The sequence below is a fragment of the Kitasatospora sp. NBC_00458 genome (assembly GCF_036013975.1).
Classification (GTDB): domain Bacteria; phylum Actinomycetota; class Actinomycetes; order Streptomycetales; family Streptomycetaceae; genus Kitasatospora.
This window is the reverse complement of the sequence record NZ_CP107904.1, coordinates 7,117,107-7,140,425: the sequence shown is the minus strand read 5'-3', so window position 1 is coordinate 7,140,425 and position 23,319 is coordinate 7,117,107. Positions and strand designations below refer to the sequence as shown.

13 protein-coding genes are annotated in these 23,319 nt (G+C 76.5%); 6 read left to right on the top strand and 7 right to left on the bottom strand.

Annotation, left to right across the window (positions count from 1 at the left end; genetic code table 11):
• Positions 1–323: 323 nt before the first annotated feature.
• From OG550_RS29070 to OG550_RS29050, 5 genes are all read left to right on the top strand, one after another.
• Entirely contained in the window at positions 324–1,595 is a 1,272-nt protein-coding gene (locus tag OG550_RS29070) for an acyl-CoA dehydrogenase family protein (RefSeq protein WP_442906093.1), read from the top strand.
• Positions 1,596–2,066: 471 nt separating this feature from the next.
• The gene (locus OG550_RS29065; RefSeq protein WP_327682486.1) at positions 2,067–4,280 is read left to right on the top strand and encodes a sensor histidine kinase; all 2,214 of its coding nucleotides are present in this window, start codon (positions 2,067–2,069) and stop codon (positions 4,278–4,280) included.
• Positions 4,280–4,714 (top strand): roadblock/LC7 domain-containing protein, encoded by a 435-nt coding sequence (locus tag OG550_RS29060; RefSeq protein WP_327682485.1) that lies wholly within the window; start codon positions 4,280–4,282, stop codon positions 4,712–4,714. Before OG550_RS29065 ends, OG550_RS29060 begins: the two co-directional genes overlap by 1 nt.
• The gene (locus OG550_RS29055; RefSeq protein WP_327682483.1) at positions 4,711–5,091 is read left to right on the top strand and encodes a DUF742 domain-containing protein; all 381 of its coding nucleotides are present in this window, start codon (positions 4,711–4,713) and stop codon (positions 5,089–5,091) included. The genes OG550_RS29060 and OG550_RS29055 overlap by 4 nt, the downstream gene beginning before the upstream one ends.
• A gap of 123 nt (positions 5,092–5,214) precedes the next feature.
• The gene (locus OG550_RS29050; protein WP_327682481.1) at positions 5,215–5,787 is read left to right on the top strand and encodes a GTP-binding protein; all 573 of its coding nucleotides are present in this window, start codon (positions 5,215–5,217) and stop codon (positions 5,785–5,787) included.
• A 64-nt stretch (positions 5,788–5,851) separates the two neighbouring features.
• Here OG550_RS29050 and OG550_RS29045 read toward each other — a convergent pair whose 3' ends face one another.
• The 7 genes from OG550_RS29045 to OG550_RS29015 form a co-directional block, all read right to left on the bottom strand.
• Complete coding sequence (locus OG550_RS29045; RefSeq protein WP_327682480.1) at positions 5,852–6,319, bottom strand: MarR family winged helix-turn-helix transcriptional regulator; 468 nt, start codon at positions 6,317–6,319, stop codon at positions 5,852–5,854.
• A gap of 149 nt (positions 6,320–6,468) precedes the next feature.
• Positions 6,469–8,673, bottom strand: a complete 2,205-nt coding sequence (locus tag OG550_RS29040) for a hypothetical protein (RefSeq protein ID WP_327682478.1) — start codon at positions 8,671–8,673, stop codon at positions 6,469–6,471.
• Positions 8,670–12,566, bottom strand: coding sequence for a vWA domain-containing protein (locus tag OG550_RS29035; protein WP_327682476.1), 3,897 nt, complete (start codon positions 12,564–12,566; stop codon positions 8,670–8,672). Before OG550_RS29035 ends, OG550_RS29040 begins: the two co-directional genes overlap by 4 nt.
• A gap of 183 nt (positions 12,567–12,749) precedes the next feature.
• Positions 12,750–13,931: an ATP-binding protein gene (locus tag OG550_RS29030; protein ID WP_442906092.1), complete on the bottom strand. Its 1,182-nt coding sequence runs from the start codon at positions 13,929–13,931 to the stop codon at positions 12,750–12,752.
• Positions 13,928–19,102, bottom strand: a complete 5,175-nt coding sequence (locus OG550_RS29025) for a hypothetical protein (protein ID WP_327682474.1) — start codon at positions 19,100–19,102, stop codon at positions 13,928–13,930. Before OG550_RS29025 ends, OG550_RS29030 begins: the two co-directional genes overlap by 4 nt.
• Positions 19,099–19,953 (bottom strand): DUF4132 domain-containing protein, encoded by an 855-nt coding sequence (locus tag OG550_RS29020; protein WP_327682472.1) that lies wholly within the window; start codon positions 19,951–19,953, stop codon positions 19,099–19,101. Before OG550_RS29020 ends, OG550_RS29025 begins: the two co-directional genes overlap by 4 nt.
• Before the next feature lie 291 nt (positions 19,954–20,244).
• Complete coding sequence (locus OG550_RS29015) at positions 20,245–21,462, bottom strand: PQQ-dependent sugar dehydrogenase (protein WP_327682470.1); 1,218 nt, start codon at positions 21,460–21,462, stop codon at positions 20,245–20,247.
• Positions 21,463–22,081: 619 nt separating this feature from the next.
• Between OG550_RS29015 and OG550_RS29010 the strand changes: the two genes are divergently transcribed.
• Positions 22,082–23,125: a GNAT family N-acetyltransferase gene (locus OG550_RS29010; RefSeq protein ID WP_327682468.1), complete on the top strand. Its 1,044-nt coding sequence runs from the start codon at positions 22,082–22,084 to the stop codon at positions 23,123–23,125.
• Positions 23,126–23,319 lie beyond the last annotated feature (194 nt).

Here is a 23,319-nt window from a genome sequence, read left to right as displayed (position 1 = left end):
CGGTCCACTCCGCGTCCGACCGGGGAAAGTGGGGTCGATCATCTCCCCCTCCTGAGGCCGCCTCAATCCCCGGCCGTCCTTGGACGATCCGGATCTCGCCAATCGAAGATCCACTATGGAGCACTCCCAAGCCACATATGACAATGAGCCCTGCCGAAAACGGTGGTTCCTTCGGGCAGCGTTGGACATCGCCGATACTCCGCGCGCACCGGCTGCAATGGGGCAACCGGCCGCCACCCCACCACCCCCACACCTGGGCGACCGGAGCGGATCGGCTGCACGGACGGAGGCACGACCACCAGACGATCCGAGAGGACCCCGGCATGGCGATGGATTACTTCACCGACGAGCGACACGAATGCCTCCGAGCGGAGGTAAGGGAGTTCGCGGAGAAGGAGATACGCCCGCAGGTGGCCAGAATGGAAGCCGACCGCCGGGTCGAGTTCGAGCTCTCCCGGGAGATCGCCCGCCGTGGCTGGATCGGGGTCACCATCCCCCGCGAGTTCGGCGGACTGGGCCTCGGACACCTCGCGAAGACCGTGATCGTCGAGGAGCTGTCCCGGGTCAGCGGGGCGATGGGCGCGATGGCCCAGGCCTCGCAGCTCGGCGTCGCCAAGGTCATCCACTTCGGCAACGACGTGCAACGGCGGCACTGGCTGCCGAAGTTCGCCTCCGGGGAGTCGCTGCCCACCATCGCCGTCACCGAGCCGGAGTCCGGCGGCCACGTCCTCGGCATGACCGGCACCGCCCGGCGCGAGGGCGACGAGTACGTGCTCGACGGCCGGAAGTGGTTCGTCGGCAACTCGCACATCGGCGACGTGCACGGCGTGGTGTTCCGGACCGGCAAGGGCAGCCGGGGGCTCTCCGCCTTCCTGGTGGAGAGCGACCGCCCCGGCTTCCGCACCGGCACGCTCGGCTCGCAGAGCGGCCTGCACGGCTTCAGCTTCGGCGAGATCGTCTTCGAGGGCTGCCGGATCCCGGTGGCCAACCGGCTCGGCCGGGAGAGCCAGGGCCTGGACGTCGCGTACTCCTCCTCCACCCTGTACGGACGGCTGAACCTCGCGGCCGTGGCGCTCGGCATCCACGTGGCGATCGTCGAGGACACCGTGCGGTTCGCGGAAGGACGGATGCTCTACGGCAAGCCGCTCTCCCAGCTGCCCAACATCGCGCTGAAGCTGGGCGAGATGCAGTCCCGGCTGATGACCGCCAAGCTCGCCGCCTACCACGCCTCGCACCTGCTGGACCACGGCAAGGCGTGCGACGCGGAGCTGATGAACGCCAAGCTGATCAACACCGAGTACGCACTGGACTCGGCCCGCAACGCGATGGAGATCCACGCCGCCCGCGGTCTGCAGACGGAGTTCCACATCGAGCGCTACCTGCGCGACGCCACCCACGTCTACCCGCCGGCCGGCACCTCCGACATCCAGCGGCTGCGGCTCGGCCAGGTGGCCTCGGGCACCTACGGGAAGCAGTGGTCCGCCGAACTGGCCGGCCTGGCCAGCTGGGCGTGGACCGAACTGGCCCAGCGGGAGGCGGAGGCCGAGACGGCGGCGGGAGTGGGCGCGGTGTTCCGGATGCCACTGGCCGGCTGAGCCGGCCCGTCGCCCGGTCGCCCCCGGTCCCCCTCGGGGGCGCCCCCGGTCGCCCCCGAGGGGCGGTCCCACCAGGGGTCCTCTCCCGCCGGGCCCGCGCGGCCGGACGAACCGTTCCCCCGACCCCGCCCCGCTTGACCTGTCCCTGACGGCTTTCCGGTGGCCGCACCCCGGCCGCCGGAAAGCCGTCAGGCGTTTTCCGGAACTCCGCTGACCAGCGACGTTCCCTGGTCGAACGACACCCGCGGCGACGGATGACCCGGTCACCGGCCGTTCACATATCGTCAGTTGATGTTGCAGGGAGGGCACCTGGGGCTGGTAGCGTGCCTGCAGTCGGCGGCCGTGCTGCACTCGCCCGGACGGTGACGCAGCGTCATCCCCTCCGGGAGCCGCCGGCCGTGGCGCCCCCGAAGCCCCGGCCGGTACCGCACACGGGCGACCCCGCCGTTCGGCCCTGCTACAAGGAATCAGATGCCAGGCATATCGGCCCCCCGCACGGGCCACCGCGCCGGCCGGTCCGGCTCCCTCCGCAGCTCGCTCCTCGCGCTCGCGCTGGTCCCCTGCCTCGGCCTCGCCGCCGCCTGGGGCTACGCCGCCTACCTGCTGCGCGACTCCGGGGAGCGCACCGCGCTCTACGCCGGAAGCACCGCCGTCGCCGCCGTCCTGCTCTGGAGCCTGGTCCGCGGGGTCCGCGTCGCGCGCACCCTGTCGGCCCGGCTCTCCGGCCTGCGCGCCGACACCCTCGCGATCGCCCAGCACGAGATCCCGCAGGTGGTCGGCCGGCTCCAGTCCGGCGAGTCCGTCCCGGCCCCGCCCGCCTGGGCACCCGCCCGGCGGGTCGGCGACGAGGTGCAGCAGACCGCCGACGGCCTCGCCGCCGTCCGCCAGGCCGCCGTCGCCGCCATCATCCACCAGGCCCAGGGGCGCGAGGGGACGAAGAAGGTCTTCCTCAACATCGCCCGGCGCACCCAGATCCTGATCCACCGGCAGATCAGCATGCTCGACGCGCTGGAGCGCGAGCACGAGGAACCCGAGCTGCTGCGCGAGCTGTTCGCCGTCGACCACCTCGCCACCCGGATGCGGCGCAACGCCGAGAACCTGGTCATCCTCGGCGGCGCCCTCCCGGCCCGCCGCTGGCGCAACGCCGTCCCCATGGTCAACGTGCTGCGCAGCGCCGTCTCCGAGACCGAGAACTACGCGCGCGTCGTCGTCCAGGGCGTGCCCCGCTCCTCGCTCAGCGGCCAGGCCGTCGCCGACGTGATCCACCTCGTCGCCGAACTGATCGAGAACGGCACCACCTTCTCCCCGCCCTACACCCAGGTGCAGGTCTCCGCGCAGGAGGTCCCGAAGGGCCTGGCCGTCGAGGTCGAGGACCGCGGGCTCGGCATGACCGGGGACGAGTACGACCGCCTCAACGACTACCTGGCCAACCCGCCCGAACTGGACGTCTCCGCGCTCGGCGACGACCTGCGGCTCGGCCTCTTCGTGGTCGCCCGGCTGGCCGCCCGGCACGCCATCCAGGTCACCCTGCGCCCCTCCCCGTACGGCGGGACGCGGGCCGTGGTGCTGGTCCCGGCGGTCCTGCTGGAGCAGGCCGAGCAGGCCGCCTCCGTGCCCGGCCTGCCGGCCGGCGCCCGGGTCACCCGGACGCCCGTGCCCGACCCCCTGCCGGGTGCGGACGCGGACCTCGGCGAGATCGACGAGGAGCTGTCGGGCGCGCTGGCCGGTGTGCTCGGCGGACTGCTGGGCACGCCGACGACGGGGCCCCGCGGCTCCGGTACGGCCGGCGGTGCGGGCTCCACCGGTGCGGGCCCCGCGGCTCCGGCGGCCGAGGACCTCGGGACCACCGCCCCCGGCCAGGACTTCGCGGCTCCGGCCTTCACCGGTCCGGCCGCCACCTCTCCGGCACTGACGGGCGGGCCGGTGCGGCGCGAGGTCGCGCCCCCGGACGGTACGCCCCCGGGAGGGATCCCCGGTGTCGGGGCGTCCGACGGCGGGAACGGCCCGGCGATCGACGAGCTGCTCGCGCGCTACCCCATGGGCGGCGCACGGGGCGAGGACGGCTCCGCGGTCAACGGCGGCCTGGCCGTCGGCGCGGAGATCCCCGGGCTGCCGGGCGCGGTGGTGGTACCGCGGCCCGTCCTGCCCCGGCCCTACGACGAGCAGTCCGGCGAAGCGGTGGACCCGCCCGCCGGGCGGTGGGCGGACGGATCCGCGGAGACGCCGGGCACCGGCGGGGCCGACGGCGGCGGCGGTGACACGCTTGCGGCCGGGACGCCCGCACCCACGCACGAGCGCGCCGGGGAGGCCGCCTTGGACCACCGCCCCGACGGCGAGCTCCGCACCCCCCGCGTCCTGCCCCAGCGGGTCCGCAACGCCAGCCTCGCCGAGCAGTTGCGGGAGGCCCACGCCCCCGGCGCGCTGCTCCCGCCGGCCGCCCGCCCGGGCGCCACGGCGGCAGGCACCGGCACCGGCACCGCCCCCGGCACGGCGGCCCCGGGCGCCGCCAACCCGTACGGCCGGCCCGGCCCGGCCGCCGACGACCTCGCGCCACAGCGCTCGCGCGCCACCATGGCCGCCATCCAGCGCGGCACCCGCACCGCCCGCGAGGCGGCACCCGACTCGGACGCACCGGCCGCGCCCTCTGCACCGGCCGCACCTTCCGCAGCTAAGGAACAGCAGTGATGACGCAGCAGCACACCGACACCCAGCGCGACCTCAACTGGCTGCTGGACCAGCTGGTGGCGCGGGTCCCGGAGACCCGGCACGCCATCGTCCTCTCCGAGGACGGCCTGCTGGTCGGGCTCTCCCAGGGCCTGGACAGGGCCGACGCCGAGCACCTCTCGGCCGTCGCCTCCGGACTCCAGAGCCTGGCCCGCGGCGCCGGCCACCGGTTCAACGGCGGCCGGGTCCGGCAGACCGTGATCGAGATGGACCAGCTGTTCCTGTTCGTCACGACCGCGGGCCAGGGCGCCCGGCTCGCCGTCCTCACCAGCGAGGCGGTCGACGCCGGACTGATGGCCTACGAGATCAACATGCTGGTCAAGCAGGTCGGCCAGTACCTCACCGCGGCGCCGCGCAGCGACGCCGGCCTGTCGGGCGCGGGTGGCAGTGCGTGACCGTCGACGCCGAGGAGGCCTGGTTCTTCGACAAGGACGCGGGCCATCTGGTCCGTCCTTACGCCATCACCAACGGGCGCACCGGGCCGGTCCGTGACGGGTTCGCGCTGATCACCCTGGTGGTCACCGCCGACCCGCGCACGGACACCAGCCGGCTGACGCCCGAACCGGCCGCGATCATCGACCTCTGCCGCGAACGCCCGCTGGCGGTGGCCGAGATCGCGGCCAGCCTGGACCTGCCGGTGAGCGTGGTCAAGGTGCTGCTGGACGACCTCGTCGAGGCGCGGATGATCCTCACCCGGGCACCCGTCCAACTCGCCGACGCCCCGGACATCTCGCTGATCCGGGCCGTGATCGAGGGCGTCCGCCGGCTCTGACCGGCCGCGGGCCGCTCCGCCCGGTCCCCATGGCAGTCCCGCTTGCCAGTTCTCCCAGTTCTCCCCGCTGTTCCCGTTCTCCCCGTTCCGTGTTCCGCTCAGTTCCTCCCCAGGAGACCCGACGTGACGACCCAGAGCCTGGTGCCGGGCGCGGTCAAGATCCTCGTCGCCGGCGGCTTCGGCGTCGGCAAGACCACCATGGTCGGCTCGGTCAGCGAGATCGAACCGCTGCAGACCGAGGAACGGATGACCCGCGCCAGCATCGGGGTCGACAGCCTCGACGGCATCCAGGGCAAGTCCACGACCACCGTCGCGATGGACTTCGGCCGGATCACCGTCCGCGAGGACCTGGTGCTCTACCTGTTCGGCACGCCCGGGCAGTTCCGGTTCTGGTTCATGTGGGACGACCTCGCCCTCGGTGCGCTCGGCGCGATCGTGCTGGCCGACACCCGGCGGCTGGAGTCCAGCTTCGCCGCCGTGGACTTCTTCGAGCAGCGCGGCATCCCGTTCGCCATAGGGGTCAACTGCTTCCACGGCCGGCGCGACTGCACCCCCGACGACGTCCGGCACGCCCTGGACCTCGACCCGGGCGTGCCGGTGGTGCTGTGCGACGTCCGGGACCGCGCCTCCAGCAAGGAACTGCTGCTCGCCCTCCTCGACCGGGTCCACCGCGAGGCGCTCGCCGCGCACCGCTGACCGCGGCCGGTCCCCGACCCACCTCGACCGGAGAGCGGGGAGCGGGGACGGGCCGGGCGGGTGCTCAGGCCCTGACCGGTGCCGTGGGAGTCAGCTCCAGCTCGTACAGCGCCCGGACCAGCGGTGCCAGCTCGGGGACGTCGGCCGCCTTGGCGAGCGTCGCCTCCAGGGTCGCGTCGTGGACCGGCCGGGCCGCCTGGAGGAGCTCGCGCCCCTGCGGGGTCAGTTCCGTGTAGATGCCGCGCCGGTCGTCCGCACAGAGGTAGCGGCTGAGCAGCCCCCGGTCCTCCAGCCGGGTCACCAGCCGGGTGGTCGCGCTGCTGCTCAACGCGGCCGCCCGGGCCAGCTGCTGCATCCGCATGTGCCAGCCGTCCTGCCGGGAGAGGGCGTCGAGCACCGTGTACTCGACCACCGAGAGCCGCTGCTCGGCCTGCAGGGCCTTCTCCAGCGCCGAGTCGATCAGGCCGTGCAGTGCGGCGAGCGTGCGCCAGCCGGAAGCGCGGATCTCTGCGGCATCGTCCTGGATACCCATGGCTGGAGCCTCTCTGTGCCGGTCGTCCCGCTGTGCCGTGCCGTGCCGGTCGTCTGCTGCCGGTCGCCGGTATGACAACCGGTCGAACGTTTCACGTCCTCCCAGTATGCCATTCGGCGCCGTTTACCTGCTCGTGCAAGTACCTCTCCTCATGGCTGCGATGACAGCGGCGATTGGACGGCCCCCGCCACGGCGGGTGGCGTCAGGGCGGTGGACGACGTCCAGGCGCCCGCGCAGAGTGCCGTGGCCAGCTCCTCCCCGTACCAGGCCGCCGCCAGCCACGCCAGGGCGAAGGCCTCGTGGTCGTCCGCGACCACCCGGCCGAAGACGTCGCGCCGCTGGTCCGCCGCCGCCGAGCGCAGGCCGTCCAGCAGCGCGGCTCCGGTGGCCAGGCCCGCCGACCGCAGCCGAGCCCGGTCGCCGTCCACCGAACGGGCGCCGTCGGCCGTCCGCACGGTGAGCGTCAGCGCGGCCCTGCCACCGGTCACCGCCTGGTCGACCCGGCGGGTGAGCAGGTGGACCGGGGCCGCGAGTCCGGCCCGGTCCGTGAGGGCCTCCGGCGGCTCCGGGGCGGGAGCGGCCGCCACGGTGACCGAGGGGGCAGGGGTGCCCGAAGGGCCGGGGGCGGTCGGGGCCGGGATCGGGATCGGGGCCGGGATCGGGGCCGGGATCGGGACGGAGAGGTCCGCCGTCTGGAGCCGCTCCAGTCCCAGGTTCACCCGGCCCGCCCGGTCGGCGGGCAGCGCGAGCGCCGGCTCCCCCGGGTGCGGGCCGTCGGCCGGCGCCCCCACCGCCAGTAGCCGCAGCTCCGGACGGGCGGCCCGCTCCAACCGGCCGATCACCCTCAGCCGCAGCCCCGGCGCGGTGGCGAGCAGGGCGAGGTTGCCCCGGTGGGCCAGCCCCGGGTGGTCGTGGGCCGCACGGAGGGCGACCAGCGTCCCCCCGCAGTCGGCCAGCAGCTGCGACGCCCCGCCCGTCCCGTACGGGACGGCACCGATCAGTGTCACGTCCAGGAAGAGCAGCTCGCCTCCGGCGGGCCGGCTCTCCGGGGGCAGTGCCGCCGCCGCCAGTGCCCGCTCGACCTGGGCGGCCGGCGGCTCGGCCCAGAGCCCGGCGACCGGCTCCGCCGACCACGCCGCGCCCGCCGCGCGGACCGCCCGGACCGAGGCGCCCGCGCCGAGCCGCCCGGCCGCCGACCGGGTGGCGCCCTGGACGGCCAGCCCCGCCCGGGTGAACTCGCGGTGGCTGATCAGCGCGTCCCCCAGGCGGACCGCCCGGTTCCCCGCTCCGACCGCCTGCGGGGCCGCCGTCGTCGCGTCGGTGTGCGGCATGACCTCGGCGATCGTGTGCAGGGCGCCGCCCGAGTCGACCGCCCAGGTGACCACGCCCGCGTGGGTGGGGGTCAGCACCGGCTCGCTGAACAGCCCGTACAGCCGCAGCCCGCCCGCCTCGCCGTACGCCTGGCGGGAGGTGCCCCGGAGGCCGGCGATGCCGCCCGGGACGGTGGCCGGAGCGCCGGTCGGTGTCCCGGCGGTATTCGGTGTCCCGGCCGTGGTCGTGGTCGTGGTCCCGGTCCCGGTCGTCGGGGCCGCGGTCAGGGCCGCGGTCAGACCGAGGAGCTCGCGCAGGCCGGCGACCAGGTCGGCCAGCCGGTGGTCCGGCTCACCCGAACGGGCCGCCCGGACGCGGGTGACCACCGCCACCGCCGCGGCGGCCGGCCGGTACAGCCCGGCCAGCCGCGCCCGGTGGGCCGCCCGCAGGAGCTCCGCCTGGAGCACGGCGCCCGCGCCGCCGACCCCCGCCGCCAGGACGGCGGCACCCGCCCGGTGCAGCCCCCGGACGGCAGCCGACTCGGCGGCGGTGAGGATGTCGGGAAGGACGTCGGGGAGCGGAGCGTCGGCGCCGCCGGGGCGGGCGGCCGGGCCCCGCGCCGTGGTGGGGGCCGCCGCCGCGTCCGCGCCGGAGGCCTCGGCGGCCTCCCGTTCGGCGACGTGTTCGGCCGACTGCCCGGCCGGATCGTCCTCCGCGATCGGACAGACCGTGACCGCCGCCGCCCGGTGCACGCACGCGGGCGCCAGCAGACAGCCGCAGCGGACGCCGCCCTGGTCGGCGATCACCCCGCCCGGCGCGTACAGGACGAGCTCCGCCTCCTCGTCCACCGCGATCCGCCACTCGTCCCCGGTGCGCTCCACCGGGCGGCCCGCCAGTTTGGCCGCCGCGCCGTCCAGCCGCTTCTGCAGCCGCGCCGAGAGCCCGGCCACCACCTCGGCGACCACCTCCGGCCGAACCGCCGGCCAGCCCACCGCAGTCTCCGTCACCGCTCCCACCGCTCCCGTCGCTCCCGTCTCCGTCATCGGACCTTCTCCCCCACCCAGCGGGCCAGTTCGAGCGGGCTGAGCGCCGCCACCGGCATCCCGGCCGCGACCAGCCGGCCCGCGACCGCCTTCGAGTACCGCGCCGTCCCGGTGTCGTCCAGTGCGGCGCAGCCGAGCACGTGGCAGCCCGAGTCGACCAGCGCGCGGGTCTGCGCGAGCAGGCCGCCGACCGGACCGCCCTCCTCGAAGTCGCTGATCACCGCGACCAGCGTGCGGGAGGGCACGGTCACCAGCTCCCGCGCGTACTTCAGGCCGGCGGCGATGTGGGTGCCGCCGCCGATCCGGACCTCCAGGAGCAGGCCCAGCGGGTCCTCCACCCGGTCCGTCAGGTCGACCACCTCGGTGGAGAAGGCGACGAAGTGGGTGCTCAGCGAGGGCACCCCGGCCAGGATCGACGCGGTCAGGGCCGCCCAGACGGTCGAGGCCTCCATGGAGCCGGAGACGTCGACGACCAGGATCAGCCGCCAGTCGGACGCCTTGCGCGCCCTGGTGCGGAACACCGGCCGTTCCGGGACGATCACCAGGCCGCCGCCGTCACCGCCCCCGGGGCCGTGGCCGTGGCTGCCGGGCGGGGCCGGTTCGGCCGGACGGGCGGTGGCGAGGTTGGCGCGGATCGTCCGGTGCAGGTCCAGCCCGCCGCCCGGACGGCGGCTCGGGCGCGGCACGCTGATCCCGGTGAGCGCCGGGCGCAGCCGGGTCGCGAGTTCCCGGGTCAGCTCGTCGACCAGGCGCCGGACCAGCGGCCGCAGCCCGGCGATCCGGGCCTCGGGCAGGCCGCCCGCGTGCTCCAGCACGGTGCGCAGCAGGTCGACGGAGGGCCGGACGGAGCCGGGGTCGATCGCGGCCAGGGCGTCGGTCCGGCCCTGGGCGACGGCGGCCGCCAGCACCTCCTCCCGGACGCCCGGCCCGAACAGGGCGGTGAGTTCCTCGGACCACTCGCGCACCCCCGGGTACGGCGCCTCGCGCCCGCCGCCGGCGCCGCCCCGGCCGTCCAGTCCGGGACCGGAACCCTCGCCGTGTCCCGTCCCATACAGCTCGTCGAGGGCGGTGGCGAGCCGGGCGGAGCGTCCGGCGAGGCCGCCGCTGCCCGGCCGGCCGAGCAGCAGCCGCCACCGCTCGGCGGGGCCGAGCGCGTGGGCGGGGGTGGCGGCGGGGGCTCCGGGGGTCGCGGGGGCGGTGGTGGTGACGGCGGTGGTGACGGGGGCGGTGGTGGCGGGGGCCGGGGTTGGGCCCGGACGGTCCGGGGCGGTGGGCGCGGCCGGGAGGAGTCCCCGGCGGCCGAGTGCGGTCCGGGCGGCCAGGTCGGCGCGGGACCAGTCGGCGAGCAGGGCGGGCGGCACCTCGTCCGGCAGGGTGTCGAGGCGGGCGCCGAGGCCTTCCTCGACCTGGGTCAGCAGCCGGTCGCGGGCGGCCGGGCTAAGGGTGTCGAAGCCGCCGCGCAGTGCGGGCAGGCGGTCCAGGAAGGCGTCGTCGGCGAGGGTGACCACGCGCTCCAGCAGTGGTTCGAGCACCTCGGGGGCGCTCGTGAGCAGTCCCTCGGCCGCCGTCAGGAGCCCGGCGAGCGACCGGGCGAGCGCGTGCCGGGCCTCGGGCCCGGTCGCGCCGTCCACCCAGGAGGCCGCCCGGTCGCCGAACGCCGCCGGTTCCTCCTGTCCGAGCAGGACCCGCACCGCTCCGGCCGCACCGCGCACCAGCGGGCTGCCGGCGTCGGCGAGTTCGGCCAGGGTGTGGCCGAGCCGGATGCCGCCGGAGAGGTCCGCACGCCGGGCCAGCTCCACGAGTGCCCGGGCGTCGGCCGGGTCGTCCGAGCCCCCCAGCCCCTCCAGCTGGCGGACCGCCGCCACCGTCACCACCTCGCCGGCGGCCGCGATGGCCGCCGACCGCGCCGCCGTGGCACGGTCGGTGACCGGATCGGCGGCGTCCTGGTCGGCGGTGGTCGGTCCGGCGGTGGTCGGTGCGGCGGTCCGCCCGGGACCGGGCGACGGGCCGACGGCGAGGCCGGGGACGTGGCCGGCGCCGAGGCGGTCCAGGAGGGCGAGGGCGTCGAGGAGTTCGGGGAGCGTACCGCTGTCGGGGAGGACGGCGGTGAGCTGGGCCAGGCGGGTGTCCGCCAGGGCGGGGAGGCCGCAGGCGGCCGCGTCGGCCAGGCCCCGGAGGACGTCGCGCGCGGTCGGGCCGTCCGCCTGCTGCTCACGGCGCAGGTGCTCGCGCAGCGCTCCCTCGGCGGCCTGGGCCGGGGTGACGCCCCGGGTGCCGGCGACGGTGAGCATCGCGGCGGCGGGCGGGGTCCACTGGACGCGCCAGCGGGTGGAGAGGGTCTCGGTGCCGCCGGCACCGGCGGTGGCGACCGGTTCGCCGTACGGGACGCCGCAGACGGCGAGCCGTTGCAGGAGGAGTTCGCGGCGCCGGTCGAGGGGCGAGCGCAGCGGGTCGAGACGGAGGTCGCGCGGGGCGGACTCGGCGGTGTCGCCCGGGCCGGGGAGGCCGAGTTCGGTGAGCAGCGCCTCGACCGCGGGTGCGAGGCCGCTGCGCGGGGCTCCCGGTGCGGGCCGACCGGTGCGGGTGCCGACCAGGACGCGCTCCAGTGCGCGGGCCACGGCCCGTCCGCGCCCCAGCGGCTCGCCCTGGGCGAGGACGGTCTGCACCGCCTCGACCAGCTCGCCCCGGCCGGGGGCGGCGAGCCCGCGCAGCCGGGCGAGGTCACCGGCGAGCCGGACGATCTCGCGGGCGTCGGCCGGGCCGGAGGGGTGGTCCTGGTTGCGGAGCGCCCCGCAGATGCGGACGGCGGTGACGGTGAGCGCCTCGGCGAGCCGGTCCGGGTCGCCCGCGGCGTCGAGCACGGTGTGCTGCCACTCGGGGTCGCGGATGCCGGCCGGGTAGCCGGAGCGGGCGTCGAGCAGCGGGTAGGTGTAGGGGATCAGCGAGACGACGTGGCCGACGGCCGGGGCGGTCCCTCCGGTGCCCACGGGACCGGCGGGGCTCGCAGGGTCGGTGAGGCTTGCGGGGTCGGCGGGGCTCGCCGGGCCGACGGGGTCGGCCGGACCACCGGCCGGGGCGGGGTCGGCCGGGTGGGCGGCCGTCAGGACGGGGGCGTGGAAGGCGCCGATCACGGCGGCGACCCGGCGGCCGCCCGCCGAGGCCTCCTCGACCCGGGCCCTCATCCAGGCCTCGCGCCGCAGGTCGTACGGGTCGACGCCGGGGCCCTCCTCGGCGTCCCGGCGCAGTGCCCAGCCGACCAGCAGGGCGGCGCGGCGGACGGCTTCCGGTGTGGAGCCGGGAGCGGCGGTCTCGACCAGGCGGTCCCACAGGTCATCGTCGTCGTCACGGCCGGTGAGGCGGTGCCGGAGTGCGTCCGCCACGCCGGGGCGGGGGTCGGCGGCGGTCCGCTCCCCCGCCGCCGGGGCGGTCCGGCGGTGCCCGGTGTCCCGGTGGGCGAGCGGCAGGTCGCAGGCGACCGTCGCCACGCCGTTGCGGCGGGCCCAGCGCAGGGCGGCCAGCTCGGGCGAGAAGTCGGCGAAGGGGTAGAAGGCGAGCCCACCCGCGCCGTTGCCCGCGTCGCCGCCTTCCTCGCCGGGGCCCCCGGGGCCGCCGGGGGCGGCGGCGAGGGCGACCGGCGCCCGGGTGGACTCGTCCGCGAGCCAGTCGAGCCAGGGCTGGAACTCGGCCGGCAGCTCGACCAGCAGCACCTCGGGTCGGGCGGCGTCGAGCAGTGCGGGTACGACCGCGCTGAGCGAGGGCGCGTGGTGGCGCACCCCGATCAGGTACGGCCCGGGCGCGTCGAGTCCGGAGGCGGCCAGCCGGGCCGCTTCCGTCCCGACCGTTTCCCGCGGGTCGTCGACGCCCGCCTGGTCGGGCAGCACCGCGCTGCTCATGTGTTCACCTCTCCGGTGTGAAACGGGTCTGGAACGGGTCTGGATCGGTCTGGGGGTGGGGCGGGTCCGGGGGCCGGACCCGCCGGGTCGGCGGGCCGGCCGGGGGTTCCCGGTGCACCGTGGTGGCGCAGGGTGCCGGGTGGCGCACCGCCGCCGGACCCGGCGGCGGTGCGCGTGGTCAGCTCACGTCTCCAGGGCCGTCCGGAGGTCCCAGAGGGTGCGCCAGGTGCCGGCGCCCTGCTCGGCGCGGCGGCGGACCGGGCCGTCCCAGTAGCCGAGCAGGCGGGCGGCGTCGGCCGGGTCGTCCTTGCGGACGACGCCGATGAGCTGACCGGGCAGCCGGCCGAGGAGGTCCCCGCCGTCGGGGAGGTAGGCGGCGGAGACACCGAGGGCGGTGGCCACCGAGACGGCCTCGGCGGTGCTCATCACCGTGGAGGGCCGTTCGACGTCCCAGCCTTCGGTGGAGCGGCCGGTGCGCAGGTCGCGGAAGGCCGTGACCAGGGCCTCCAGCACCGCGTCGTCCACCCCGTAGGGGGCGCCGGCGCGGGCGACGGCGGCGGTGGACTGACGGCGGACCAGCTCGACCTCGGCGGCCAGACTGCCGATCGGGCCGACCGTCTCGAAGTTGAACCGCCGCTTGAGCGCGGCGGACATCTCGCTGACGCCCTTGTCCCGCAGGTTGGCGGTGGCGATCAGGGTGAAGCCGGGCGCCGCGTGCAGCTGGGCGTCCGGTCCGCCGGCCAGCTCGGGGACGGCGATCCGCCGCTCGGAGAGCAGCGAGACCAGGGCGTCCTGGACCTCCGGGAGGCAGCGGGTGACCTCCTCGACCCGGGCGACCGCGCCGGTGGTCATCGCGGTGAGCACCGGGGAGGGCACCAGTGCCTCCCGGCTGGGGCCCTTGGCCAGCAGGAGGGCGTAGTTCCAGCCGTACTTGAGCTGGTCCTCGGTGGTGCCGGCGGTGCCCTGGACGGTGAGCCCGCTGGTGCCGCAGACGGCGGCGGCGAGCAGTTCGGAGAGCATCGACTTGGCGGTGCCGGGCTCGCCGACGAGCAGCAGGCCGCGCTCGCCGGCGAGGGTGACGACGCAGCGTTCGACGAGGGCCCGCTCGCCGACGAACTTCTGCTCGACGACGAGGCTCTTGCGGCCGGCCTTGAGCTTCTCGCCGCCGCTGCCCATCACGAAGGTGACGACGGCGCGCGGGGTGAGCCGCCAGCCGGGCGGGCGGGGGCCGGAGTCGTACGCGGCGAGGAACTCCAGTTCGGCGGCGTACCGCTCCTCGGGCGGCACGATCTGCCGGGCGGCGGGCTCCGGGACGGCGGGTTCCATGGCGGTGTCGGCTTCCTCGGTGGTGGTGGCGCTGGTCATCGGCGGGCCTTCCTGCGCTTGCCGGTCTGGAGCTCTTCGTAGCCGGGGGTGTCCCCGTCGGTGACGCGCTGCCAGGCCCGGGCGAACAGCTCCGGGACGACCTGGCGGGGCAGCACCGGCCGGTGGGTGGGCAGCTCGTAGAGACCGGACTTCCAGGTCTCGACGGGCAGGCCGGGGGCCTTGGCCTCCTGCCAGCCGCCGGGGAGGAAGAGAGTGCGGCCGGCCCGGGCCCGCTTGGCCTCCAGGACGAGTCCGGTCGCGGCGAGTTCGGCCCGGGCCCGCTTGAGGCGGGCGGGCTTCCAGCCGGTCCACCGGGCGACGTTGCGGTCGGTCGGGTCGGGGAGGGCGAGCAGCTGGAGGTAGAGCGCGGCGGCGTCCTCGCCGATCTCGTGGGTCTTGGCCACCTCGGCGACGAGGTCGGGCACGCTGACCTGTGGGTGGTGCGGCCAGGAGGGGGCGGCGTCCGGGTCGGCGGACGCGGGCGCGACCGGCCCGGGCAGAGCGGCCAGTCGCTCCGGCTCGCCGCCGACGATCGCCCCGATGGCGGGCCGCTGACTCGCGAACCAGTAGCCCTCGGCGAGGCCGCCGAGCAGCTCCAGCACCGGGTCGTCGGCGCCGGTGAGGCCGGCCGGGCGCAGCCAGGTCTCCTCACCCTCCCGACCCGGCGACAGGACGACGGCCTCGCCGCAGCGGACCAGCCCGTCCTCGTCGGCGCCGCCCTCGGCGGGCAGGCCGAACCGGGCGCGCAGCACCTCGGCGACCGAGCGGCCCTTGACCGTGTGCACGTACCCGTAGGAGAGCAGCAGGTCGGGATCGGCGAGGCGGGCGCGCAGCGCGGCGGCGGCGGCCGGCAGCAGCGGGCGCAGCGGGCTCTCGTAGGGCAGGTGGTAGGCGAGCCAGCGGAGGGCGTCGACGGCGCCGATGATGCTGCCGTACGCGGGAAGGGCGCCGGGGTCCTCGGGCTGGAGGCGCAGTTCACCGCCCTTGTCCTCGGGGCGGAGCCGGTGGCGGGTGGTGCGGCTGATCCAGGGGGTGCGGGAGGCGTTGAGGACCTCCTCGATGTGCTCGATGCCGACACCGCTGACGGTGGCCTGGGCCTCCGCGGGCAGGGTGACGAGCTCGCCGAGCCGGTCCGTCCAGGTCGCGGCGGCGGCCGCGGTGTCGGGGCCCTCGGTCCAGAGGTCCGCCGGGTCGGCGGGCAGCAGGGCGGCCCAGACGTCGGCGAGGGCGGTCCGGTCCCGGTCCCGGAGCCAGTCGCGGGCGGCCTTGGCCTCGGCGGACTTGAGGCCGTACTCCTTGAGCCGGTCGGCGGGCAGCGGGGCGCCGTACCACTGGACGAGGGCGGCGGTCGGGCTGAGCAGGATGGTGGCGCGGGTGGCGCCGATGCCGGTGCGCTCGCCGAAGTCGGCGGCGCGGTCCAGCCGGTGGGTGATGCCGCCGTGCTCGGCGAGCAGTGCGGTGAAGCGGGCGACCCAGTCGGGGGTGAGGGTCTCCTCGGTGGTGCGCTCGCGGCCGGTGCCGAAGTGGGCGACCGCGCCGAAGGCGCCGCTCGGGTCGTGGTCGACGGCGAGCCAGTACGCCCGGTCGTCCTCGTGGTGGCTGCAGCCGAGGATGACGACGGTGCGGTCGCCGAGCCGCCACACCTGGCCGGCCCGCTTCTCGTGCTTGCTCCCGGAGGTCGCCTGGGGGTTGGTGAGCGGCTCGGTGAGGAGGACCTCCCGGATCGTGGCGCCGCGGTCGGCCAGCGGTCCGCTGGTGAGCTCGGTGAGGAGCAGTGCGAGCGAGGCCCGCGCGGCGTCGGAGGTGAGCGGGGCGGCGGCGGCGTAGGCGGCCGTGCCGAGCCGGCCCAGCAGGTGCAGCCAGCCGTGGTGGTTGTCGTCGCCGTGCAGTCCGATCCGGAGCGGGCTGGTCCAGGTCTCCCCGGTGGCCGCGGGCGGTTCGGCGAGGACGGCGGTGACGGCGCGGAGGTTGTTGAGGACCCGCCAGTTGGCGGCCCGGTCCCAGTTGCGGCCGAAGCCGCCGACGGCGGGCATCAGCAGGGTGACGGCCTCGCTGAGCTCGTGGTCGGTCCCGTGCTCGGGCCGGTAGGCGAGCGCGGAGGCGCCCCCGCCCTCGCCGGAGCGGGACCCGGCCTCGGGCTGCGGGAGGTAGCGGGCGATCTGGTCGAGCAGGTCGGCGGCGGTCCGGGCGAGTCCGGCGACGCCGGCGAGCAGCAGCCGGTCCCCGACGCCGGGCAGGACCTCGGCGACGGCCTTGACCGGGAGCCCCTTCTTGGCCTTGCCGCTGACGATCCGGCGGCGCACGCCCTGGACGGTGATCCAGCGCCGGCGGTCCTCGGGGACCGGCTCGGCGTCGACCGGCCAGGCGGCGTCGATCAGCCGGGCGGCCTCCTCGGTGGTGACGGCGCGCAGTCGGAGGGAGCCCTCCTCGTCGCGCGGCCGCAGTGCGTGCCAGTGGTCGACCGGCGGCACCAGTGCGGTGCCGGCGGCGCCCCGGCCGCCGGGGCGGCAGGGCTGGAAGTCGGAGGTGGCCGCGGTGTCGTCGCCCTCGATGACGGCCGGGCCGTCGGTACCGGCCGCGGTGGCGCCGTCGGTCGGCAGGAGGAGGGCGAGGTGGTCGTTGGGCAGTTCGACGAGCAGCGGGTGGGCGCCGCCGGGCAGGCCGACCCGGCCGAGCGGGTGGAGCCGGCCGTGGCCGCTCGCGTTGTCGAGGACGAGGGTGGTGCCGTCGGCGGTGCCGGCGGTCGTGCGGCGGCCGTCGGACCGGAGCCAGCGGCCGAGGGCGGAGCCGTCGGTGCCGAGCGGGGTGCCCTCCAGGCCGGGCTGGAGGGGCAGCAGCCGGGTGCGCCGGACGTCGAGCCGGCCGGCGGCCGCCGTGGCGGCGATCCTGGGCGGTTCGGCGGCCCGGCCGAGGGTGCCGGTGGCCGGGTCGAGTTCGGTGACCACGGCCTCGCCGCGGCCGACGCGGACCGTCCAGTAGCCGGTGCCGTCGCCGAGCACGGTGTGCTCGGCGGGCATCCGGGTGTCGCCGGCGTGCAGCGGGCGCTCGCCGGTGCTGCGGCCGCCGCCGGGCAGCGGGATGGACGGCTCGTCGGGGTCGCCGGAGCCGCCGTAGTAGTAGGCGATGGTCTCGCCGCCGAGGTCGAACACCTCGGTGGGGCGGTTGGACCAGTAGGCGCGCTGGGTGCGCTCGTGGAACCAGGCCACCAGCAGTTCACCGTCGACGAAGCGGAACCGGGGCCGCTGCCAGGACTCCTGCTTGTCGGGGATGCGCAGGGCGTGTTCGAGCAGGATGCCCTCCGCGCCGACCACCAGGGCCTGGTCCCCGCGCACCAGGATGAGGTGCGGCCAGGCGTCCTCGACGACGAGGCCGTCGGGGAGCTTCTTGCCGTCGCCGAAGCCCGGGGCCTCGTTCGCCTTGACGCCGAGGCGGGTGAGCGCCTCCTCCAGGGCGGGCCAGCCGAGTTCGTCGAGGATGCCGGTGCGCAGGGAGCGGGCGAGCAGGCCGGTCACGTCGAGGGCGGCGATCCGCTCGGCGGCGGCCGGGTTCTCGGTGCGGAGGGCGTCGCGGCTGGAGCTCAGCCTGCGGAGGAGGTCGACGGCGGTGGTCAGGCCGCGGGCGGCGGAGAGTTCGTCGGCGCGCGCGTCGGACCACTCGACGAACAGCTCGCGCAGCACCGGCACCGCGGCCACGCCCTTGACGGTGGCGGCCTTCCAGCTCTCGGGGACGGCGGCGCGCAGGGCCGGCCGGAAGCGGGGGTCGGCGGCGACGGCGGCGAGGTCGCGCCCGTCGGTGCCGGAGACCTGGACCCAGGCGGGGAGGTGGAAGGTGTGCCCGTCGGCCGGGTCGGCGACCGGGACGCCCGCGGCGAGCAGCAGGTCGAGGAGCTCGATCTGGGTGGGGTTGCGGCGCACCCCGGTGAAGAGGTCGACCGGGACGGCCTCGGTGCGCAGGCGGTCCGTCATCCGGGCGACCAGGGCGGTCGTCTCGGTGCTGAGGCCGCTGTCGCGCCAGCCCCGGCCGAGGTGGTTGACCCAGCGCTGTAGCCAGGCCGCGGCGGGTTCGGCGGGCGGGGCGGCGTCCGGGAGCGGCTCCCCGGCCCCGGCGGTGCCGCCGGCCGGTTCGGTGAGCAGCCGGTCGGCGCCGCTCTCGGCGAGGACGGTGAGCCAGGCGGTGTCCTGGGCGTTGCGGTCCTCGACACCGGCCGGGTCGGGCAGGATCTCCAGCAGGCGGGCGCGGACGGCGGCGTCGCTCCTGCCGAGCTCGATGACGGCGGTGTGCCAGCTCTTCCAGAACGCGGTGGGGGCCCGGTTGACGGCGGGTGAGGCGAGCAGCTCGGCGAGCAGTGCCCGCTCGTGCTCGTCGCGGTCGAGCCCGGCCGCCCGGAGCAGGGCCCGGGCGTCCTCGGCGACCCCCGCGTAGGGGGCCATCCCGGCGGCCGAGCGCTCGGTGCAGAGCTGGCGGAACCGCTGCCAGGCGGTGACCGGGTCGAGGCGGACGCTCAGCTCCTTGACGTACTGGCGGAGCGCCTTGACGGTGAGGGCGCCGGCGAGGGCGAACTCCAGGAAGACGGCCCGCAGCCGCTCCTCGTCGACGGTGAGGTTGTGGGTGCGCTCGGCCTCGCGGGCCTTGCCGAAGAAGGTGCCGGCGTAGGTCTGGTTGCCCTGCTCGACGAAGATCCGGCCGACCTCCTCGCAGTAGGTGGGCAGGAAGTGCGGCACGGCGCGGCCGAGGCGCTTGGCGAGCTCCTCGAAGCCGTCCTTGGCGTGGCCGGGCTTGGACTTGGCCTGCCGGCCGAGCCGCTCCATCTCCTTGACCAGGGCCAGCGCGTGGTGCCCGTTGGCCGGGTCGTGGACGAGTGCCCAGGCGGGGAAGCCGAGCGCCTCCTGGCGGACCTGGCCGACCTCGACGGGCTCGGCGGCGGGGACGAGGCCGAGGAAGTCGACCGCGAGGTCCTCCGCGGGCCCGAGCGCCCCCGGCACCAGCCGGACGATCCGGCGGTCGCCGAGCACCGGGTGGCTGTAGCCGCGGGCGGTGAGGATGTCGGCGGCGCTGTCGGGCGCGCCGGCGTCGGGCAGCGTGCCGGACGGAAGGACCGCCCCGGCCTCCAGCAGTCGCTCGCTGAGCTCGGTCCCGCGTGCGGTCCCGCGCTCGACTCCGGTGGTGCTCATGCGGCTTCCTCCCCTTCGATCGTGCGGCCGGCGTACAGTGCGGCGGCCATCCGCATCCCCTCGGACCAGGCGACCGGTCCGACCTCGGCGAGCGGCAGGACCCCGCCGTCCGGGCCCGCCCAGCTGAGCGAGCCCGTCTCGCACTCGTCGTACTCGTAGTAGTCGCCGACCCAGACCCGGGCCTCCAGCGCGCGGCCGTCCTCGACGACCGGAAGCACGGCGTGACCCGCGCGGACCCGGTAGCCGAGCCGGGTGCACCGGCCGAGCAGGTCGCGCAGCGCCCCGTAGCGGCCGCCGGAGTAGGTGTCGACCGAGGTGCCGGTGCCGTCGGCCGGCCGGTGCCAGACCTCCCGGTACAGCTGCTGGACCTGCTGGGAGACGCCGAGTTCGACGGCGAACTCGCGCAGCTCGTCGAGGTCGTCCAGCAGGACCGGGTGGGGTATCCGCAGCTCGTCGCCGGTGAGGCGGACGGTGTCCCCGTCGAGGTCGACCAGGCCGATCCCGCGCTCGGCGTCGGCGCCGCGCAGGAACCCGGCGACGGAGCCGTCCGGGCCGGTGACGACGAGGTCCCGCAGGACCTCCTGCCAGGCCTCGTCGGCCCAGACGGCGGTGACGACGGCGACGGGCACCGGCAGGGAGCGGACCATCCACCGCTCGGCGGTCTCCAGGCAGCCGCGCCGGTGCGCGGCCAGCCACTCGGTGAGCTGCTTGAGGCCGACGACGACCGGATCGTCGTTCAGCTTCGGGGGGACGCTCTTCAGCGGGCGCCCGGCCGCGTTGCGGCAGAGCACCTTTCCCTCGTCGTCCAGGGCCACTTGATAGCCCCCCGCACCCGTATCAACCCACGCCACGGCCGCTCTCCTCCCAGCTGGTCGGTCAGTGATGGAAGGAACGTAACGGGACACACTGACAACGCGACCGGCGGGGGCGGGGCCCGAGCGGATCCCGATTCCAAACCCCTCGAACGGGTGAACTAATGCCGCCCGGATCACCCCTGCCACCGCACCGGACCGGCGGACGGACGGGAGGACGGACGGGAGGACGGACGGGAGGGGGACGCGGGGCGGGGAAGCGGGGCGCGGACGGGCGGCGCGGACACCCGGGCGGGCGCGCGACCCGGAAGGCGCCCGCCCGCCGGTGCGCTACGAGACGGTCAGCCGCAGGACGCGGTCGTCGCCGGCGCGCGGGTCGCCGCGCCCGTCGGTGTTGTTGGTGACGAGCAGCAGGGTGCCGTCGCGGTCGGCCACCACGGTCCGCAGCCGCCCGTAGGCCCCGGAGAGGAACTCCTGCGGCTGGGCGGCGGGTTCTTCGCCGTCGAGGGGGACGCGCCAGAGCCGCTCACCGCGCAGCGCGGCCAGCCAGACGGCCCCGTCGGCGTAGGCGATGCCGCTCGGCGAGGCCTCGGAGGTGCGCCAGCGGGCGACCGGGTCGACGAACTCGGGACGGCCGCCGACGCCCTCCACCGTCGGCCAGCCGTAGTTGCCGCCGGGGCGGATCAGGTTCAGCTCGTCCCAGGTGTCCTGGCCGAACTCGGAGGCCCACAGGCGGCCCTGGGGATCCCAGGTGAGCCCCTGCACGTTGCGGTGGCCCGTCGACCAGACCGGTGAGCCGGGGAACGGGTTCCCGGGGGCGGGGGCGCCGTCCGGGGTGAGGCGGAGGACCTTGCCCCCGAGCGAGGCCCGGTCCTGGGCGAGCGCCGTGTCGCCCGCGTCGCCCGTCCCGGCGTAGAGCATGCCGTCGGGGCCGAACGCGATGCGGCCGCCGTTGTGCCGCGAGCCGTGCGGGATCCCCTCCAACAGGAAGGTGGGGGAACCGAGTTGCCCGCCGGCCGGCCGGGCCGGGTCGTAGTCGAACCGGACGACGCGGTTGTCGGAGGCGGTGGAGAGGTAGGCGTAGACCAGGTGGTCGGTGGCGAAGCCGGGCGAGAGGGCGAGGCCCAGCAGGCCGCCCTCCCCGCCGGACTCGACGCCGGGGACGGTGCCCGCCTCGGTCTTCGCGCCGTCCGGGGCCGCGACGCGCACGATCCGGCCGCTGTCGCGTTCGGCGACCAGGAGGTCGCCCTCCGGGAGGACCGCCAACCCCCAGGGGGCGTCGAGGTCCTGGGCGACGGTGGCCCGGACGGCCACCGCGGCGGTCGCCGACGGCGCGGCCGCGGGAGTGCCGTCGGACGGGGTCGCGGGGGCGGTCCCGGCAGGCGCGGGCGCCCCGGGGGTGGTGGCGGTGGCGGCGGGCGAGAACACCAGGGTGCCGGTGGGCGTCGGGCCCGTGCCGTGGTCGGGGGTGGCCGCGGAGGAGCAGCCCACGGCGGCGACCGGTCCGAGCAGCAGGGCGAGCACGGCGACGGCGGAGCGGCGGAGCATCGGTGACCTCCCGGAGACGGCTGACGCACGACGGCGCGGACGTCCGGCGGACGCGTCCCCAGCAGACCACATCCCCGGCCGGCCCGGGCAGCAACCCGCCGCGCCCGTCCGGCGGCCGACTCCCACCCCCGACCCCCGACCCCCGGCCGGGCGACGGGTCCCGGCCGGGCCTCCGACCGGGACGAGCGCACCCGGCACACCCCTCGGGGCCGCGCGGTCGACGCCTCCGCCCCCGGCCGCCGCACGGCCCCCGCGGCGCGGCGGCGGACAGCCGGAGGAGCACGGAAGTCGCGGGCCGCACCGGGGGATCCGGACGGCCGTCGACACGGCCTCCGCGCGCACCGGTGCAGGGCAGGACCCGGGCACGGCGCCGACGGCCCGAGCGGCCCGAGCGGCCCGAGCGGCCCGGTGCGATGTCACGGCGCGGGCTCCCAGCCCCTCGGACCATCGGGCGCGACGCGCCGCCACCCCGCGCGACCTGGCCCGCAGCCGCCCGGCGGACCGGCGGCCCCGGCGCCCGGACGAGGCCGGACGGCGCGGACGGCGGCGGTGGATTCCCGTGCGGGACACCGCGCCCAGACAGTAAGGTGTCACATGTGACGCACCTGATGGGAGCAGCATGATCCGCCCGTTCTGGCCCGCCACCGACTACCCGGCGCTGGCCGCACTGCTGTCCGCCGCCGGGCCGGACCCGGTCACGGCGGAGCGACTCCGGGCGCAGGACGAGGCGATGCCGCCCGTCGGCAGCCTTGCCACCACCTCCGACGGCCTGCTGGTCGGGCACGGCCGGATCCGGCTGGTGGACCCGGGGCCCACCGGGGAGCTGCTCGCCTTCGCGACCGCCTGGCGGGCTCCCTGGACCCCGCCGGGCGACGTCGCCTCGCTCGTCGTCGGCGCGCCCGGCCGGGCACCGGAGCTGCTGCTCCCCCTCCTGGACGGACTGGAGGCCTGGGCCCGCGGCGCACGCGCGCGCCGACTGCTCGGCGAACTGCCGGACGGCGGCCCGGCCGACCGCGTCGACACCGAGACCGGGGGCGAGGGCGGGGCCGAGGCCGGGGGCGAACCCGGTGACGGCGGCGGCACCCCCGACGGCGACCAGGGAGGACTCCTCCGCCTGCTGGTCGCCCGCGGCCACCGCATCGACGCCCATGTCCGCACCGCGACGGCCAGGTTGGACGCCCTACCCCCCGCGCCGCCGCCACCGCCCGGCATCGACCTCCGCACCCTCGCCACCTCCGGCACGCCGCAGGCGGCCCGCCAGCTCCACCGGCTCTACCGCGAGACGCTGCGCGACAACCCCGGGTTCGCCGAGGCGATACCGGGTTTCGAGCAGTGGCACGCGGCGGCCCTGGCCGGCCAGGGCTGCCGCCCGGACTGGGTGTTCACCGCCGAGGCCGCCGGCCGGATCGTCGGCGTCACGGCCGTCCGTGAGACCGCGGATCCGCGCGTCTGCCACATCGACTACACCGGTGTCCTGCGCCCTTGGCGCGGGCGCGGGCTGGCCAGGGCGCTCAAGCTGCACGCCGCCCACCACCTCGCCGCGCTCGGCGTGCGGACCGCGCACACCGAGGTCGAGGCCTCTAACGCCCCGATGGTCGCGGTCAATTCGGCCCTCGGCTACCGGTGGGGCCCGGGCCACCGCCGACTGGTCAAGCTCCTCTGATCCGCACGCCCCGGGCAGTCACCGGCCATCGACGGAAGGGCGAAACGGCTTTTCCAGACCGCTACTTGACTGGCCGTCCGATCGCGACGCCGCCGCCCGGAGCGCATCCGGGCGCATCGTTGACACCCCCTCGAACGCCACCTAGCTTGTGTCATGTGACATATCACTGACGTGAGGATCGCCCCTGCGCGGCG

What these genes read in the sequence shown, in the direction of transcription:
- OG550_RS29070 (WP_442906093.1), top strand. Translation starts at nt 324, where the DNA reads ATGGCGATGGATTACTTCACCGACGAGCGACACGAATGCCTCCGAGCG.
- OG550_RS29015 (WP_327682470.1), bottom strand. Translation starts at nt 21,462, where the DNA reads ATGCTCCGCCGCTCCGCCGTCGCCGTGCTCGCCCTGCTGCTCGGACCG.
- OG550_RS29040 (WP_327682478.1), bottom strand. Translation starts at nt 8,673, where the DNA reads ATGACGGAGACGGGAGCGACGGGAGCGGTGGGAGCGGTGACGGAGACT.
- OG550_RS29060 (WP_327682485.1), top strand. Translation starts at nt 4,280, where the DNA reads ATGACGCAGCAGCACACCGACACCCAGCGCGACCTCAACTGGCTGCTG.
- OG550_RS29045 (WP_327682480.1), bottom strand. Translation starts at nt 6,319, where the DNA reads ATGGGTATCCAGGACGATGCCGCAGAGATCCGCGCTTCCGGCTGGCGC.
- OG550_RS29035 (WP_327682476.1), bottom strand. Translation starts at nt 12,566, where the DNA reads ATGAGCAGCGCGGTGCTGCCCGACCAGGCGGGCGTCGACGACCCGCGG.
- OG550_RS29030 (WP_442906092.1), bottom strand. Translation starts at nt 13,931, where the DNA reads ATGACCAGCGCCACCACCACCGAGGAAGCCGACACCGCCATGGAACCC.
- OG550_RS29010 (WP_327682468.1), top strand. Translation starts at nt 22,082, where the DNA reads ATGATCCGCCCGTTCTGGCCCGCCACCGACTACCCGGCGCTGGCCGCA.
- OG550_RS29025 (WP_327682474.1), bottom strand. Translation starts at nt 19,102, where the DNA reads ATGAGCACCACCGGAGTCGAGCGCGGGACCGCACGCGGGACCGAGCTC.
- OG550_RS29065 (WP_327682486.1), top strand. Translation starts at nt 2,067, where the DNA reads ATGCCAGGCATATCGGCCCCCCGCACGGGCCACCGCGCCGGCCGGTCC.